At 67.4% G+C, this 15,100-nt stretch carries 6 protein-coding genes; 3 read left to right on the top strand and 3 right to left on the bottom strand.

Features of this window, described 5'->3' with window-relative positions; genetic code table 11:
• Positions 1-248: 248 nt before the first annotated feature.
• Entirely contained in the window at positions 249-6,101 is a 5,853-nt protein-coding gene (locus QN347_RS16970) for a DUF3320 domain-containing protein (RefSeq protein WP_322162212.1), read from the bottom strand.
• A 60-nt stretch (positions 6,102-6,161) separates the two neighbouring features.
• Here QN347_RS16970 and QN347_RS16965 point away from each other — a divergent pair, with 60 nt between their 5' ends.
• From QN347_RS16965 to QN347_RS16955, 3 genes are all read left to right on the top strand, one after another.
• Positions 6,162-7,415 carry a DNA repair exonuclease gene (locus tag QN347_RS16965; protein ID WP_322162214.1) on the top strand — a complete coding sequence of 418 codons (1,254 nt, stop codon included), beginning with the start codon at positions 6,162-6,164 and terminating at the stop codon, positions 7,413-7,415.
• Positions 7,415-10,876: an AAA family ATPase gene (locus QN347_RS16960; protein WP_322162216.1), complete on the top strand. Its 3,462-nt coding sequence runs from the start codon at positions 7,415-7,417 to the stop codon at positions 10,874-10,876. The genes QN347_RS16965 and QN347_RS16960 overlap by 1 nt, the downstream gene beginning before the upstream one ends.
• A gap of 216 nt (positions 10,877-11,092) precedes the next feature.
• The gene (locus QN347_RS16955) at positions 11,093-11,908 is read left to right on the top strand and encodes a transporter (protein ID WP_322162218.1); all 816 of its coding nucleotides are present in this window, start codon (positions 11,093-11,095) and stop codon (positions 11,906-11,908) included.
• 711 nt (positions 11,909-12,619) lie between these two features.
• Here QN347_RS16955 and QN347_RS16950 read toward each other — a convergent pair.
• On the bottom strand, positions 12,620-13,576 hold the full coding sequence (locus tag QN347_RS16950; protein ID WP_322162220.1) for a hypothetical protein: 957 nt from the start codon (positions 13,574-13,576) through the stop codon (positions 12,620-12,622).
• A gap of 69 nt (positions 13,577-13,645) precedes the next feature.
• A complete protein-coding gene (locus QN347_RS16945) occupies positions 13,646-14,836 on the bottom strand; it encodes a hypothetical protein (protein WP_322162222.1) in 1,191 nt (396 codons plus the stop codon).
• Positions 14,837-15,100: the final 264 nt, after the last annotated feature.

Below are 15,100 nucleotides of genomic sequence, written 5' to 3'. Positions count from 1 at the left end.
CCTGAATCAATGACTTGGGCTGGCGTCAAGCTAACCCGCTGATACCACTCAACTTAGTTTCGGATCGGGCTCTAAGGCAACTTGACGAAGTGCCTGGACTTACGGGGAAGTGGGATGGCGCGGAGACCGAGGTCGAGGTGCGCCTCGATTGACGGCTCCTGCCAAGTACCAACGTTAATCGCCGTCCGCACGAAATACCGATCCGCTGGCGCCGCCGCGCGTCGCTCTCACTCGCCCCAAAGGCGCACTCATCGTAGATGACCGGTCGCTGGTACCGCCCGACGTAGGCGATCACGGCCGGCTGCGCTCAGGCGACGCACGCCAAGCGCCCGCGCGGCCTCCGCCGCGGGGTCGTCGCCCGAACAAGCACGCAGTGCGGCGGTGAGTTCCGGCAATGCTATTTCCTCAAGCGTTCGTATGTCGTCGCTCGTCGCCGGATAGCGCGCTCGGTCCCATGCGCCGGGCGCCACGCTGTCGGGCCAGAGGAAGGTCGCGCCGTCCGGCTCGCGCGTCGCGTGGGTGAGGGCGCGCGCGAGCGTCATCACACGATCGCGGATAGCGCTGCCCGAACGCCGGAAGCCATGCGCGCGTGCGATCCGCTCGACAAGACAGTCGTCACGGATCGGTGCCTCGGCGGCCATCACGCGACCGATCATCTCCCGCAGCGCCGCGGTATAGGCAGGCTCGTGAAAACGCTCCGGCTCGATCAGGTTCGTTAGGTCGGCAAAGCTAGTGCGCCGGTAAGCGCCGCCCAGGTCGAGCGTCTGGGATGCCTCGTCCGGTGTCGTATCGGGCGTTTCCTCACGGTCCTCAGTCCCGCCGGGATCCGCCGGTGGTTCGGCGGCTGCTCGTTCGGCTTCGCGGAGCGCGTCCTGCTCGCGCGCGTCCGCCAGCATCGCGCGCAGCGACGCGTCCAGGCGATCGAGCGCGCCGGGTGCGTCGTGCCACCAATCGGTCGACCAGACGCGCGCCAGCCGCCAGCCAAGCCCGGCAAGAACGCCCTCGCGCACCTTGTCCCGATCGCGCGCGGTCGCCGCGCTGTGGTAGGAGGCGCCGTCGCATTCGACGCCGGCGAGGTAGTCGCCGGGTCGATCGGGATGGACGATGCCGAGATCGATGCGGAAGCGGGACACGCCGATCTGCGGCACGGCGGTCCAGCCGCGGGCACGAAGCTCGCGCGCCACGGCCTGTTCGAACGGCGATTCGAAGCCGCCGACCGATCCCATCACCGCTTCGCCCAGCGCGCGCGGTCCGCGCTCGGCGAATTCGAGGAAATGCTTGAGGTCGCGCACCGCTTCGGCGCTCGTCCGGTTGAGGTCGATGCGATCGGACGGGAAGGAAGCGAACACCACCATCTCGCGCCGCGCGCGGGTGATCGCGACGTTGAGGCGGCGCCAGCCGCCCTGTCGGTTGAGCGGACCGAAATTCATCGCCATCACCGACGCCCCGGGCGTCTCCGGGCCATAGCCGATCCCGAGCAGCACCAGATCGCGCTCGTCGCCCTGCACCGTCTCGAGATTCTTGACCACGACGGGTTCCGCCGCGTTCTCGGCGAAGAAAGGTTCGAGTTCGGGGCGACCGCGGCGGGCGCGGTCGAGCAGGTCCTCGATCAGCTTCTGCTGCTCGGCGTTGAGCGTGATGACCGCGATGCTGAGCGGGCGGCCGCGCTCGTCGACAAAGTCAGGGTCGGTGAGGCGCGCCACCACCTCGGCGACGATCGCCTCCGCCTCGATCTGATTGGTGCGCGCCTTACCGCGCGCCCAGGCGCCAGCGACCGTGCGCAGCGACACCGCGGCATCCTGCGTCACCGGCGCCGGGAAGGTGATCAGGTCGCCATCGTAATAGCGATGATTGGAGAAGGCGATCAGGCTCTCGTTGCGGCTGCGATAGTGCCAGGTCAGCCGGCGTTGCGGCAGGCGGGCGCCGAGGCATTCCTCGAGAATGCTCTCCTGGTCGCTTTCGACCTCGCTGTCGTCGTCCTCGGCCCCCGCGCCGCGCCCGAAGAAGCTGGTCGGCGGCATCTGCTTGGGATCGCCCGCGACGACGAGTTGGCGCCCGCGCGCGATCGCGCCGACCGCGTCCCATGGGGTGATCTGCGAGGCTTCGTCGAAGATGACGAGGTCGAACTGCGCGGCCTCGGGCGGCAGGAACTGCGCGACCGACAAGGGGCTCATCAGCAGGCAGGGCGCGAGCGTGGTCAGCGCCGGCCCCATCTCGGCGACGAGCTGACGTACGGGCTTCTGGCGCTTCTGCAGCTTGAGCTGGTGGGCAAGGGTGCCGAAGCCGGGGGGCTGGGTCTGCGCATCCTTGGGCGGGATCGCACCGGACAATTTGGCGCGGATATAGGCCAGGGTGAGTTCGGCGAACTGGCGGTCGAGATCGCGGAAGCGCGCGATCGCATCGGATTGCTCGGCCAGGGTGAAGTCGCGCACCACCGGCTCGGAATCGATCGCGCCTGCAGCCCACCAGCGGGCGTAGGCGAGCTCGAAGCTCTCCGCCGCGGCGCCGGGAGGGATCGCGCCCGTCTCGATCGCCGCGACCAGGGACGCAAGGCCGAGATCGAGCGCCGCCTGCCCGGCGCGGCGCCATGCCGTCCAGCCGGTGAGCTGCGGGGCGTGCGTCGCGATGCCGGCGGCGATCGCGCGTGCGGCGCCGACGAGATCGGTGTCGTCGATCGGCGCGGGCGACGCCGCGACCCGCTGAAAGCCCTCGAGCGCGACTTCGAGCCGATCGTGCGCCGTGACGAACGCCGACAGTGTGCGTCCGATCGCCGCGTCGGGGCCGAGCAGCTCGGCGGTCTCGGTCACGATCCGCTTGAGGCTCGTGCGCAGCGCGACGAGCCGGTCGGGCGTATCGGCGGCGTGGACGATCGCGCGGCGGAGCGCTTCGGCGGCGCCGAGCACCGCCGCGAGCCGATCCTCGTCGGTGTCGACACCGGCCCAGCCGGGTGCGCCCGCCGCCGCTGCCGTAAACGGTGCAAGCCGAGCGAGCACGTCCTGCAGGCTGTGCAGCCGCGGCAGTTCGGCGTCGAGATCGGCCGCACTGCGCGGGTCGAGATGCCGCGTCACGGCCTTCTTGCGGAAGATCGACAGCGGCCACATCGCGCCCTTGGCGGCGCTCCACTCGGCGTCTAGCGTATCGAGCTGCAGCGTCGCGATCGCATCGTTCGTGAGCGCGACCGAAAGCGTCGCCGCCGCGCCGCGATATTCCTCGATCATTGGCAGGGCGGCGCGGGCGTGCTCGATCGTCCGCGCGGCGTCGGGCGCGAAGGCAAAGCCGAGATCGAGCCCCGCGGCGCTGGAGAGCGCGCGCGCGAGGTCCGCCGTCGCCGAGAACCCGTGCCGATCCGCGCCGAGATCGATCCCGAGCAGGCCGGTTAGCGCCTCGCGCTGCGTCTGCGCCGCTTCCGCGGTTGCGCCCAGCGTCGCCGCCGCCGCGAGCAGTTCGGCGACCCATGCGTTCGACCATTCGGTCCGGCCCACCGTCGCCAGCGCAGGCTGTTGTGGATCGGCGGGGCGCAGCAGGTCGAGTCGGCGCGCGGCCTCGCGCAGCGCCTCAAGCGTCGCCTCGTCGTGATGGATCTCCTGGGGCCAATCGAGCAGAAACCCGCCGCCATTCCCACCATCGCGGACGACGCGGCCGATCGCGGCATAGAGCGTCAGGCCGTTGGGATGGCGGCGGTGCAATGCAGCGACCAGCCGGTTGAGGCCATCACGGCTAGTCTTCAGCTCGGCGGCGCGGCGTTCCCATTCGGCGTGCGGCGAGGCTTCGCTGGTGCTCCACGCCGCGTCGAGCTGGCGTAGGACATCCTGTTTCGACGCCTTGTTGCTGTGGAGCTCGAGACAGAACGGGCCGAGCCCATGCGCCACGAGGCGCCGGTGCACGACCTCCAGCGCGGCACGCTTTTCTGCGACGAACAGCACCTTGCGCCCAATCGCCAGATTATGCGCGATCATGTTGGCGATCGTCTGCGACTTTCCCGTGCCCGGCGGTCCGTCGAGCACGAAATCGCAGCCGCGCGCCGAGCCGACCACCGCGGCGAGCTGCGACGAATCGGCGGGCAGCGGGGTGAACAGGTCTGCGGGCGTCACCTCGCCGTCGAGTGCATCGGGGCGCGGTGGCTGGATGTCGCATGGATAGGGTTCACGCGGCGAGTCGAGCAGGTGGCGCACGACCGGATTCGCCTTCAGCGCAGCGGTGCGATCGGCCAGATCCTTCCACATCAGATATTTGGCGAAGGAGAAGGTGCCGAGCATCACGTCCGGCACGACCTCGAACCCGGCCATGTCCCGCACCGCGCGACGGACGATCGTCCAGACGCGCGGCACGTCGATGCCCGAGGCGTCCTGCGGCAGCGCGCCGGCGAGTTCGGGGATCTCGAGCTCGAAATCCTGGCGCAGCATCTGGAGCAGCGTGAGATTGAAGCGCGGCTCGTCCTCGTGGATCGTGAGCTTCACGCCCGAACGCACGCTGCGGCGATCGAGCTTGACCGGGAGCAGGATCAGCGGCGCGCGATACTGGCTCGCATCGGTGTCCGACTTCTTCCACACCAGGAATCCGATCGCTAGGAACAGCGTGTTCGCACCGCCCTCGGCAAGATCGAGCCGCGCCTTGCGGTAAAGTTCGATCAGCTGCGCCTCGAGCTTGGCGGGCTCACCCGGCGACAACAGCTCGCCGCGATCGAGCGCAGCGCGCGCATAGGCCTCGTCGAGCACCACGCCGGTCCGCTCGGTATGCAACGCGGCGTCGCGCCCGGCTGCGCCGGCGAGGTCGGGCTCGCCGACGATGCGGAAGCTCTTGCCGTCGGCGAGTTCGTCCTCGAGACGTGCGGGGTCGGGGCACAGCAGACGGATCGCGGTCGCGCCGGGCTTGACGTGGAGCAGGCGGTTGCGCGTCGTGAGATCGAGCAATTTGCGCTGCCACCGTTCGAGCCGTCCTTCGGCGTTGGTCGGCAGCGCCTCGGTTTCCCCAAGATCGAAGTCGGGCAGCGGGGGCGCCGCTTCCAGTGCATCCCCCGCGGGATCGACCGCAGGCTCGGTCGCCGCGGTGGTGGGGCCGCCGGCATCGGTCATCGCGAGCGGCCGGATGCGCTGCATCCGCGCGCGCCGGACGTCGATCGCCGTCACGAACGTCGCTTCATGCTCTTCGTCGATCAGCCGCTTGGCAGCCGTGATAGCGCGGGCGAAGCCGGCGGGCGCGGCGCCGGTGGCGAGCGTCGTTTCGAACACCAGCAGCTCGTCGAGCGCGATCCGCTTGCGGAGCGCGGCGGCATCGGGAACGAGCAGTGTCGCGAATTCCTGCGGCTGCAGCCAGAGGCCCGCAAACGCGTGCCCCTCGGTGACGATCAGCACCGGATAGAGCCCCGCCTGTTCGAGCGCGGCGGCGAACAGCAGCGCGGTGTCCAGACAGGTGGCGAGACCCCCCTCCACGATCTGGCCGGGCGTGCGGACCTTCTGGCCCGCCTGCTCGAAACTGGCCGGTGGTTCGGCATAGGTCAGGCGCAGTCCCGACACGGCCGACCAGATCGCGGATGCCAGTTCGTAGACGCGTGTACGCGACTTGGACTGATATCCGTCGATTCCGTCGGGCTTGCCGGCCCGGCGCAGCACATCGCTCGCGGCCTTCAGCAGCCGACTGACCGCGGGATCGTTGGGCAGCGCGAACGCCGCCAGCAATTCCGGCATCGCCCCCACGCCGCCCCATTCGTTGCGCGCGAGGAGTTCGACGGGAATGCGGCGTTCGGCGATGGGCTGCTCCACACTTTGAATCCGCGCGGTCAGCGTCACCGTCGCGCGGACCGCTTCGCTCAGTTGCAGCAGCAAGGCCGCATTGAGCGGAAGATCGCGCTGCGTGACGTGGACATCACCGCCCGGCGCGATTCGATCGAACCGCCATTCGCGGGGTGCGAATATCGGGGGATCCGATTCGATGCCGAGCAGCACGTTTTCAAGCGGAGCGTCGCCGAGATTGAGCAGTTTCAACTCGTGCAGCACGGGTACGTCGTTCTGATGCGTCGCAAAGCTCAGCTTGGCTGCGACCACCGCGTCGATCAGCACTTCGCCCGCGAATCGCGGCAGGTTGGTCTCGTCCGTTGCCGTCATGCTCGATGTCCCTCTGCCGCCTCTTCCCAAGCTGCCAACAAATGGTGATAGTTGAAAGAGATGAGTAATTTCCGTTTCCTCCATGCGGCTGACATCCACCTCGACAGCCCGTTGACGGGCCTCGCGCGGTATGACGGGCTGCCGGCGGACGAGGTGCGCGCGGCCACCCGCGCCGCGTTCGACAATCTGATCCGGTTCGCGTGCGACGAGGCGGTCGATTTCGTGGTGATCGCCGGTGATCTGTTCGACGGCGACTGGCGCGATATGAACACCGGGCTGTATTTCGCGCGGGCGATAGGCCGGCTGCGACAGGCCGGCATCCCGGTCTATGTGCTGCAGGGCAATCATGACGCGGGCTCGGTGCTGACCAAGAGCCTCCCCTGGCCCGACAATGTCCACCGCTTCGGCACCCGGGCGCCGCAGACGTTCCGGCTCGACGCGCTCGGCGTCGCGCTGCACGGCTGGAGCTTCGCGCACCAGGCCGCACCCGACAATCTCGCGCTGCGCTATCCGGATGCCGAAGCGGGATATTTCAATATCGGCGTGCTGCATACCTCGCTCTCGGGGCGCGAAGGTCATGCGCATTACGCCCCCTGCGAGATCGCGGATCTGAAGGCGCGGGGGTATGACTATTGGGCGCTCGGCCATGTTCATGCCTTCGAGCGCGTGTGCGACGATCCCGCCGTGGTATTCCCCGGCAATGTCCAGGGCCGCAACATCCGCGAGACGGGTGCTAAGGGCGCGGTCGTGGTCGACGTCGTCGATGGCGGGATCGAGCGGATCGAGCGGATCGATTTCGATGTCCTGCGCTGGGCGCGGGTCGTGATCGACTGCGCGGGCTGCGAGACCCTGGAGAGCGTGCAGGACCGGATCGGCGCAGGCCTGACGACGATCCGCGCGATCGAGGAGGCCGGGCGGGGCCTGGTCGTTCGCGTCGTGCTGGAAGGCGAAACGGCGCTGGCCGACACCCTCGCCGACCGACAGGGCGCATTGCGCGACGACGCGCGCGCGCTGGCGGCTGCGATCGCCGACGATCTGTGGATCGAGAAGCTCTCGGTGCATGCGCGTCTCCCCGTCGAGGTTACGACCACCGAGACCGCGGATGAGCTTGTCGCGATGCTGGCGGGCGCCGAGCATGATCCCGCCTTGGCGGCGTTGCTGGCGGCCGATCTGACCCCGTTCCTGACCGCGGTGGCTGCAGCACTACCGCCCGAGCCCGACGATTTGCGGCATATCGCCGCCGCCGGTGCGTGGGGTCGGGTCGCCGCTGCGGCCGCCGCCGGCGCGCGTGCCAGGCTGGGGCGGGCGGGCTGATGCGCTTCCGGCAGCTGTCTCTCGAGCGGTTCGGCCATTTCGACGGCTGCGATCTGGTTTTCCGCGCCGGTACGCCCGATCTCCATATCATCTACGGCGCCAACGAAGCGGGCAAGACGACGAGCATGGCTGCGGTCGCCGACCTGCTGTTCGGGTTCGAGCAGCGGTCGCGCTATAATTTCACGTTCGACTATCCGATGCTACGGATCGGCGCGGTGGTGGAAGAGGACGATCGCGTCCTCGCCGTCCGCCGCCGCAAGGCGAGTGCGGGGTCGCTCGTAGATGCGGACGATACGCCGATCGACGACGGTCCGCTCGTCGCCATGCTGCATGGCCAGACGCGCGACGGCTTCCGTCTTGCCTTCAGTCTCGATCACCTGCGTTTACGCGAGGGCGGACGCGCGATCGTGCAGGCGCGCGACGACGTCGGACAGACGCTGTTCGCCGCCGGATCGGGGATGACGGGGATCGTCTCGACGCTCGCTGATATCGAGAAGGAAGCCGGTGAGATCTGGGGGCCGAAGAAATCGCAGAAGCGCAGCTTTACGCAGGCCGAAAGCACATACGATGCAGCTCGCGCGCAGGTTCGCGACCAGCAGATCAAGCCCAAGGCCTGGACCGATGCGCAAGCGGCGTTGCACGAGGCGGAAAGCGTGCGCGATGCGGCGCTGGCGGAACGCGACGCGCTGATCGCGGAACAGCGCCAGCTCGAACGGCTCCGGCGCATCGGGCCGGCGATGCGGCGGCGCGCGGAAGTGCTGGCGGAGTTTGCCGTGATCGGCGACGTGCCCGCGCTGCCGCCGGCGCGCGAGGACCGCATCATAGCGGCCCTGACGGCGATGAACGATGCCGAGCGCGCCCGCATCGCGGCGGTGGCGCTGCTGGGCGACGTGACGGTCCGCATCGAGGCGCTCGTGAACGATCCCGCGATGCTGGCGGAAGCCGAAACCGTCGATGCCCTGTTCAAGCGGAGCGGCGAGATGGTCAAGGCGGCAGGGGACGCCGACCGGCTGACAATCGAGCGCCGTATCAAGGAAGCGCGCGCCGCCGAGCTGCGCCGCGAACTCGGTGTCGCGCAGCAGGACATACCGCAGCGCCTCGCCGTCACCCGCCTGCGCGACCTGGCCCGCAGGCATGGCGAAGCTCTGGCAGCGCTGCGGTCGATCGCCGAGGCGCAGGAGGCGTTGGGCGCCAAGCTCGCACCGCTGGAACGGCGCCTTGCCGATGCAGAACTCACGACCGGGCTGGCGGAGCTGGTCGTCGCGACCGATGCCGCGCGCCGGCTGGGTGACGATGTCGATCCGCGCTGCGCCGCCGCGGTCGCGGCAGCCGAAGTCGCTGTCAAACGCGCGGAGGACGCGCGGGTGCGCCTCATGCCATGGTCGGGCGATGCCGACGCGTTGGCGCAGATCGCCGGGATCGACGAGGCGGAACTTGCCGCGGCCGAGGCCGAGCTGACGCTGCATCGCCACGCCGTCCGCGGTGCGCAGGAAGACGAGCGGCGTCTGGCCGAAGAAGGCGCGCGCCTTGAGCTCGATCGCGATGCGCTGGCCGACAGCGGCGCGGCGGTCGCGGCGACCGATCTGGAGGCGGCGCGTGCGCGGCGCGATGCGCAATGGCACGAGCTGCGGGACGCAGTGTGCGGTATCGGGCCGCTGGTCGATCCAGTCGGATCCAGCGAGGCGTATGAGCGGGCCGTGATCGGCGCGGACCATCTGGCGGACCAGCGTTTCACCTTGGCCGAAGGTTCAGGCCAATTGAGCCTGCTAGATCAGCAGGCGGCAGCGCTACGGCTCCGCCGAGCGCAGGCCGTGGTTCGGCGGGAGGCCGCCCGTGACGCGGAGAGCGAAGCGCTGGCGCGGTGGCAGACACGCGCAACGTCGGGCGGGCTACCGCCTTTCGAGCCGGCACGCCTCCGCGCCTGGCTGGCCGACCGCACGATCGCACTGGACGCGCAGGCCGTAGCCGAGCGGTTGCAGTCACAGGCGGAAGATGAGGCGACGCGGCGCCGGATGGTGCGCGACGGGCTGACGCGGCTGATGCCGGAGCTGGCGCCGGCCGACGATGCGCTCGCGCCGGTGTTGCGCGAAGCCGAACGGCGCGTAGCAATCGGTGAGGCGCGCGACGCGGCCTACGGCGCCGACCACATGGAAATGCGCCAGCTGGGCGATGCGCTCGCGACGAACGCCCGCCAGGCCGGTCATCGCGGCGAGGAGCGGGACCGTGCGGACCGCGATTGGCGGGACGCCGCGGCGGCATCGGGCCTGTCGCTGGCGATTGACGAAGGCGATGCGCGCTTGTCGCTGATCGACGAACTGCGCGGCGTGGTCGACGAGGTGGCGGCGCTCGACGGTCGGCTGCGTGGGATCGAGACGGACCGCGATCGCTTCGCCGCCGATCTTGCTGCGCTGTGGGCGAAGCTGGCGCACAGCGGCACGCCCGAGCTCGACAAGCTGCGCGCGCGACTGGACGCCGCACGGGCGGGGGCCGCTACGCGGGTCACGCTCGAAACCGATCGCAAGCGGCGGGCCGACGAAGCCGAAGCGGCGCAGGCGGCGCGCGACGCGGCGATCGCCGGCCTTGGACCGGTAATCGCCGATCTTGGCGGCATCGACGTGGACGCGCTCGACACGGTCGTCCAGCTGTCGCGCCAGATGCGCGCAGAACGCGAGGCTCTGGCCGCAGCCGTGGCGGAAGCGATCCGCGGCGGGGAGGGGTATTCGATCGAGGCGCTGGAGGCGCAATGGCGAGCGAGCGATCCCGAGGCGGTCGCCACCCGTGCCGACGCGCTAGGTCCGCTGCTCGACGATGCACAGCGCTTGGTCGCGATGGCTGCAGACGCAGTCGGCGAGGCACGTCGCGCGTTCGCCGCGCTCGATACGGTCGAGGGCGATGCGGCAGGCGCCATCGCCGACGCCGAACTGGCGCGCGCCGAGATGGCGATGCAGGCCGATACCTATCTCCTCAAGCGCGCGCAGGCGATCACGCTGCGCTGGGCGATGGAACGCTATCGGCAGGAACGCCAGGATCCGCTCCTGCTTCGCGCGAGCGCGTTGTTCCGTCGGCTGACGCTCGGTCGCTTCGTGGAACTCAGGATCGATCACGATGCGGCTGTACCTCGCCTACTCGGCGTGCGCGACGGCGGTCGTCAGGCGATCGACGTCGAGGCGATGAGTGACGGCACCGCGGATCAGCTATTCCTAGCCTTGCGATTGGCGGCCGCCGAACAGTCGGTCGCAGCTGGCGTCCGGCTGCCGTTCCTGGCGGACGATCTGTTCATCAACTTCGATGACGACCGCGCCCGCGCGGGCTTCGAAGTCCTGTCGGAACTGGCGCAGTCCACTCAGGTGCTGTTCTTCACCCATCATGCCCATCTGCGCGAGATCGCGCGCGACGTGACGGGTGCGGAACTCCATTCGGAGTGCCTGCTAAGTCGAAAGAGGCATGCCGCTCGGATCTAGATAGTTCATCGATCAGCTCGGCTAACCTCAAACCCCGCTGAAAGGCTTGGACTGGGTCGGGGTTGCTGGATGGAAGCGGTCCTGTCGCGCAGCAAACGGATATAGGACGTCAGACGCCAAACAGGCGGTTGCCGGTAGTCTTGTCTGAACACCACGCCTACGGAATCATAGCCTCGAAGGGAGTTGTAGGCGCTTAGCCGCTCAAGGGGGGAAACGATGCGCGATCCTATCACGGTACTGGCTTGCGGCGTGGCATGCATCGCCGCGGCAGCGGACGCCGAGCACAGTAATGCGGATCGACTGTGCAGCGAGCGCCCGGGCCTTACCACGAGTGCTTGCATCACCGCGCCAGGCCGCCTCCAGAGCGAGACCGGGCTGGCGGACTGGACGCTGGCGCGTGGTGACGGCGAGCGCGCCTATACCATCCTGATCGGTGATACGATGATCCGTTACGGTGTGGGCGGCAAGACGGAACTCCGTCTCGGCTTCACACCCTACGGCTTCGAGCGCGACCGCCACGCGGACGGTAGCGTCGAGCGCGCCGGCCGCGTCGGCGACGCAACCATCGGCGTGAAGACCTCGATCGTGGAACGAAAGGAGGATACCGGGCTGGCGATGTCGATCATAGCGACCGCGCTCCTGCCGGTCGGGCGGCGGCCGATCGGCGCCGGGGACTGGGGCGCCTCATTCCAGCTTCCAGTCACCTACCGCACCTCTGACAAGGTTTCGCTGCAGGTTACCCCGCTCGTCGCTGCGGCGGTGGACGATGACGGTCGCGGCCGCCATGCCCTGTATGGCAGTGCGGTCGAGATCGAATACTCGTTGAGCGAGGCGGTGAAGGCTGACGTCAGTGCGCAGCTGACGCGCGACGACGATCCCGATCCAACGGTTCGTGGCACGCCGGCGCTCAGCAGCGTAGCGTTATCCTGGCAGCCGAGCCACAACCTCCAGCTTGATCTTGGTACCAATGTCGGCCTGAACCGGGCCGCGCCCGATATCGAGGTTCTTGCTGGCGTGTCGCACCGATTTTGAGCGCGTAGCACCGCGTGAGAGAGCCGGGGTTGCAGGTGTAGTCAATGCGGTCATCAGAACGGGCGTCGGTGCTTATGACGTATCCGCAGCACTGCGCCGGGCTGCTCGCTTACTGGTGGCCCATCGTTGCAGCATCAGTAAAGACGCAACTGAATGCCGGTATTGTACGATCTGCCGTTGGAACGGCGGTGTACCACAATCCATGCCTGAGATCTGGAGATCTGCGAGATCGCGTCGGACCAAGTTTCGCCGCAATTCGACGCTGAACGAACGTCGGGTTTTGGGGAGCGGGCGGGGTCGCCTAAGTGTCGCCTACTGGGTCTTTTTAATTAATCTACCGCCACAACAAGATCATCGACCTATCGGCATCCGACCAAAAGCCCCCCTCAATGTCGAAACACATTACGGTTGGGACCGCAGCGCCCGTAGGCGATCAACGCATCCTTCAAGATTGAGCCTGGGCCACGAGAACACTCCCATAGCGTGGCAGTAGCAGCGGAGCGTCTGTGCCTCCCGAAGCCAGTTGGCCTTCGGACATCCCTGCCGGCAGATGATCTGCGGATCAGGGCGGTTCGCTTCGGGAACCGAGCGGATCATCTCATCGACATAGCGTTCGATCGAACCGTCATCATCTGGTGTCACGGGATTTTCCTCGTCGGATAGTTATAATCGTGTGCGCGACTTGCACCGGTGCAAGTCGCAATCCTGGCGTCAGGTCTTGAGCGCATCGAATGCCGAGCTCAGCATGGCGCGGCTGATGCCGATCACGTCGGTGCCGGCGATCGACCAGCCTTCGTCATGACGTGTCAGCGTCGCAACGACCGTGCCGTCGGCACTGCGGAGTTCGCTGGTGCCGTTCTCCCAACCGCCGGTTACGAAGGCTGGCACGGTCGGACGGAGTACGGCGTCGATCCGCTTGAACAGAAGGGCCGCGTTCAGTGGCCCCTTGGCGGTCGCAGCGGCGGCTTCGGTAATTTCGATCACGATCCGGCGGGTGACCGCATCGTTGCACGCATCGACGATCCGGCTTGTGACTTCGGCGTTCGAGATGGTGTGCGGCTCGATCCGTGCGAGAAGGCGCTTGTCGAGCTTAGATATCTTGGCGATCTTGCTGAAACGCGGCTCCCATTTTTCCGGTGGGATGCCCTCCGCCCGCATCCAGGCGCGTCTGCTGCCATATTTCGCTTCGCAGCCCGCGATGTAGCGTGCCTTCTCGAACAGGCTTTTGCCGCGTGGGTTCTCGAAGACGTCGCGCAGCAGCGCCTCGCCATCGATGGCTTCATGGAGGATCGCGTGCACGGTCACGACGGTGTTGGATGCCCGGGCCAATTCGATCGCGGCGATGACCACGGGCATGCCGCTGAACGCGGTGTAGCGATCATCCTCGGTGCGCAGCAACGATGGATGCATGGTCTGAGGACCGCCATTGATGAGACGCACTCGCGCGTCGGCGATCTGATCGGCATATCGCGCCGAGAGCGCATCGATGTCGAGCCCGAACCGATCGTCGATCGAGAGCGTGGTTGCATCCACCACAATCATCATTGGACTCATCTGTGCGGTGCCCGGACCGGGCGCAGCGTCGGTAGGGCGACGGGCTTTGCGCGGCGTCGCCGACGACAACACCTCGGGCAGATCCATCGGCAGTGATGGTAGGTCGTCGAGCATGGTAGCAAGCCTTATCTAGCGTCGTGAGAGAGTGTTTTGGTGCCAGCGTGCCGCGCACTGGCAGGCTGGTCAGGGCTTTCGCGGCGCCGGCAAAGCCGCGACACGGGCGAGTGCCTCCTGCATGGCGGGCAGTTTCGCGATGGGGTCGAAGGCGGTGTTGAGGTCGGCGCGCTTCCCGAGCTTGCCGAGACTGTACTGGCCGTCCTTCTCGCACAGCGCCCATCGATTCCAATTCACAAAGTCCGAAATCGCTTTGATCGTCGCCGTGATCTCGGGCGTGATCGCCGCAGGTCGCGCGGTGGTCGCCGGGATCACAGGAGACTTGGCGGGCGCCGCATTGTCCGCCGGCTTGGCGCCATACAAAGGCCTCGCGCTAACCACAGAACCCGCAGCGTGCCCTGCGTTGCCCGCCGCTGGCCTCACCTGTTCGCTGCCCGCGACGGGAGGTGTGCTCGAAGGCTTCGTCGATGTCGGAACGGAATTCAGCGTGGATCCCGACGACATCACAGGTATTGGCGGTACGACGGGCTTTTCAATCTGCGGCAGTGGCTTGGGCTCCGCCTGCGTCAGGGCCGCACCCGCTTGCTTTGCCAGTTCGTCGATGAATCCCTGATGCTCTGCCAATGATGCCAGTGTGGCGAGCTTGGTTGCGATGCAATCGATGTCGTTTGACCCGCCGCGTTGCGCTTCCAGGTCGCCGAGCGCGGTGAAGTGGTCGGGATCGGACGTGCGAAGTCGGGCAACCAGAGGCAGCAGCGCTGGCGGTATGTCGGCTATGAAGATCGCGCGGCGGTTCATTCGCTTGTCGCTGGCGCGGGCCGGCTTGACGACGCGTTTCGTCTTGATCGGTGCGGGCCGGGTCGCGGCCTTGTCGTAAATGCACGCGATGCCCAGAACCTCGGTAATGGCCATCATACGGATGCTGGCGCCGATCGCGACCGCACGATTGATCACGGACCGATTGCCCTTCAGCGCCACGACCGCTTCATTCAGGCCGATTTCCGCATTACGGAGTTCAGCCGCTGGCGGCTCGTGGCCCAGTCGGGGATCGGCGAGCCAGTCCTTGTAGCGATTTCGCACCACCACTTGGACCGCGCCCGCGACATGATGGCCCAGAGCGTTCGCATGGCCTTTTGCCTTGGCCTCATAATCGGCGAGCTTGTCGCGGCGCGCCTGATGATCCTCGGCGACCGTCACAGCGACGCCGACGATGGCATCGGCAAACGATTCGATCAGGTCATGAACAAGGTCTTCAAGCATACCGTCCTCGTGCCGAGGGCGGCTTAAATGGTCACGTCATGTGCCCGTGTCCCTCGAAGGGGATACCATCTATAGGCATGCCGATATGCGGTCCAGCCAAACAATACTTGCGTTAGCGGAAATGTCCGCGATGCCATCCTCGCACCCGTGATCAACCATGTCGCGCGAGTTTCAAGGGCGGGGAGTTCTCAGAGGCTGTTTGGAAAATCGGATTTGAGGGATTCCGCTTGTCGCTGAAGTATGATTCAGAGCTTGGATGTGGAC

Source organism: Sphingomonas sp. 10B4, from assembly GCF_035019905.1.
Taxonomy (GTDB): Bacteria; Pseudomonadota; Alphaproteobacteria; order Sphingomonadales; family Sphingomonadaceae; genus Sphingomonas; species Sphingomonas glacialis.
This window is presented reverse-complemented; position numbering and strand designations above follow the sequence as displayed.

Bases quoted from the DNA above. Each gene is read 5' to 3' on its own strand.
- QN347_RS16970 (WP_322162212.1), bottom strand. From the start codon at position 6,101: ATGACGGCAACGGACGAGACCAACCTGCCGCGATTCGCGGGCGAAGTG.
- QN347_RS16965 (WP_322162214.1), top strand. From the start codon at position 6,162: ATGAGTAATTTCCGTTTCCTCCATGCGGCTGACATCCACCTCGACAGC.
- QN347_RS16960 (WP_322162216.1), top strand. From the start codon at position 7,415: ATGCGCTTCCGGCAGCTGTCTCTCGAGCGGTTCGGCCATTTCGACGGC.
- QN347_RS16955 (WP_322162218.1), top strand. From the start codon at position 11,093: ATGCGCGATCCTATCACGGTACTGGCTTGCGGCGTGGCATGCATCGCC.
- QN347_RS16950 (WP_322162220.1), bottom strand. From the start codon at position 13,576: ATGCTCGACGACCTACCATCACTGCCGATGGATCTGCCCGAGGTGTTG.
- QN347_RS16945 (WP_322162222.1), bottom strand. From the start codon at position 14,836: ATGCTTGAAGACCTTGTTCATGACCTGATCGAATCGTTTGCCGATGCC.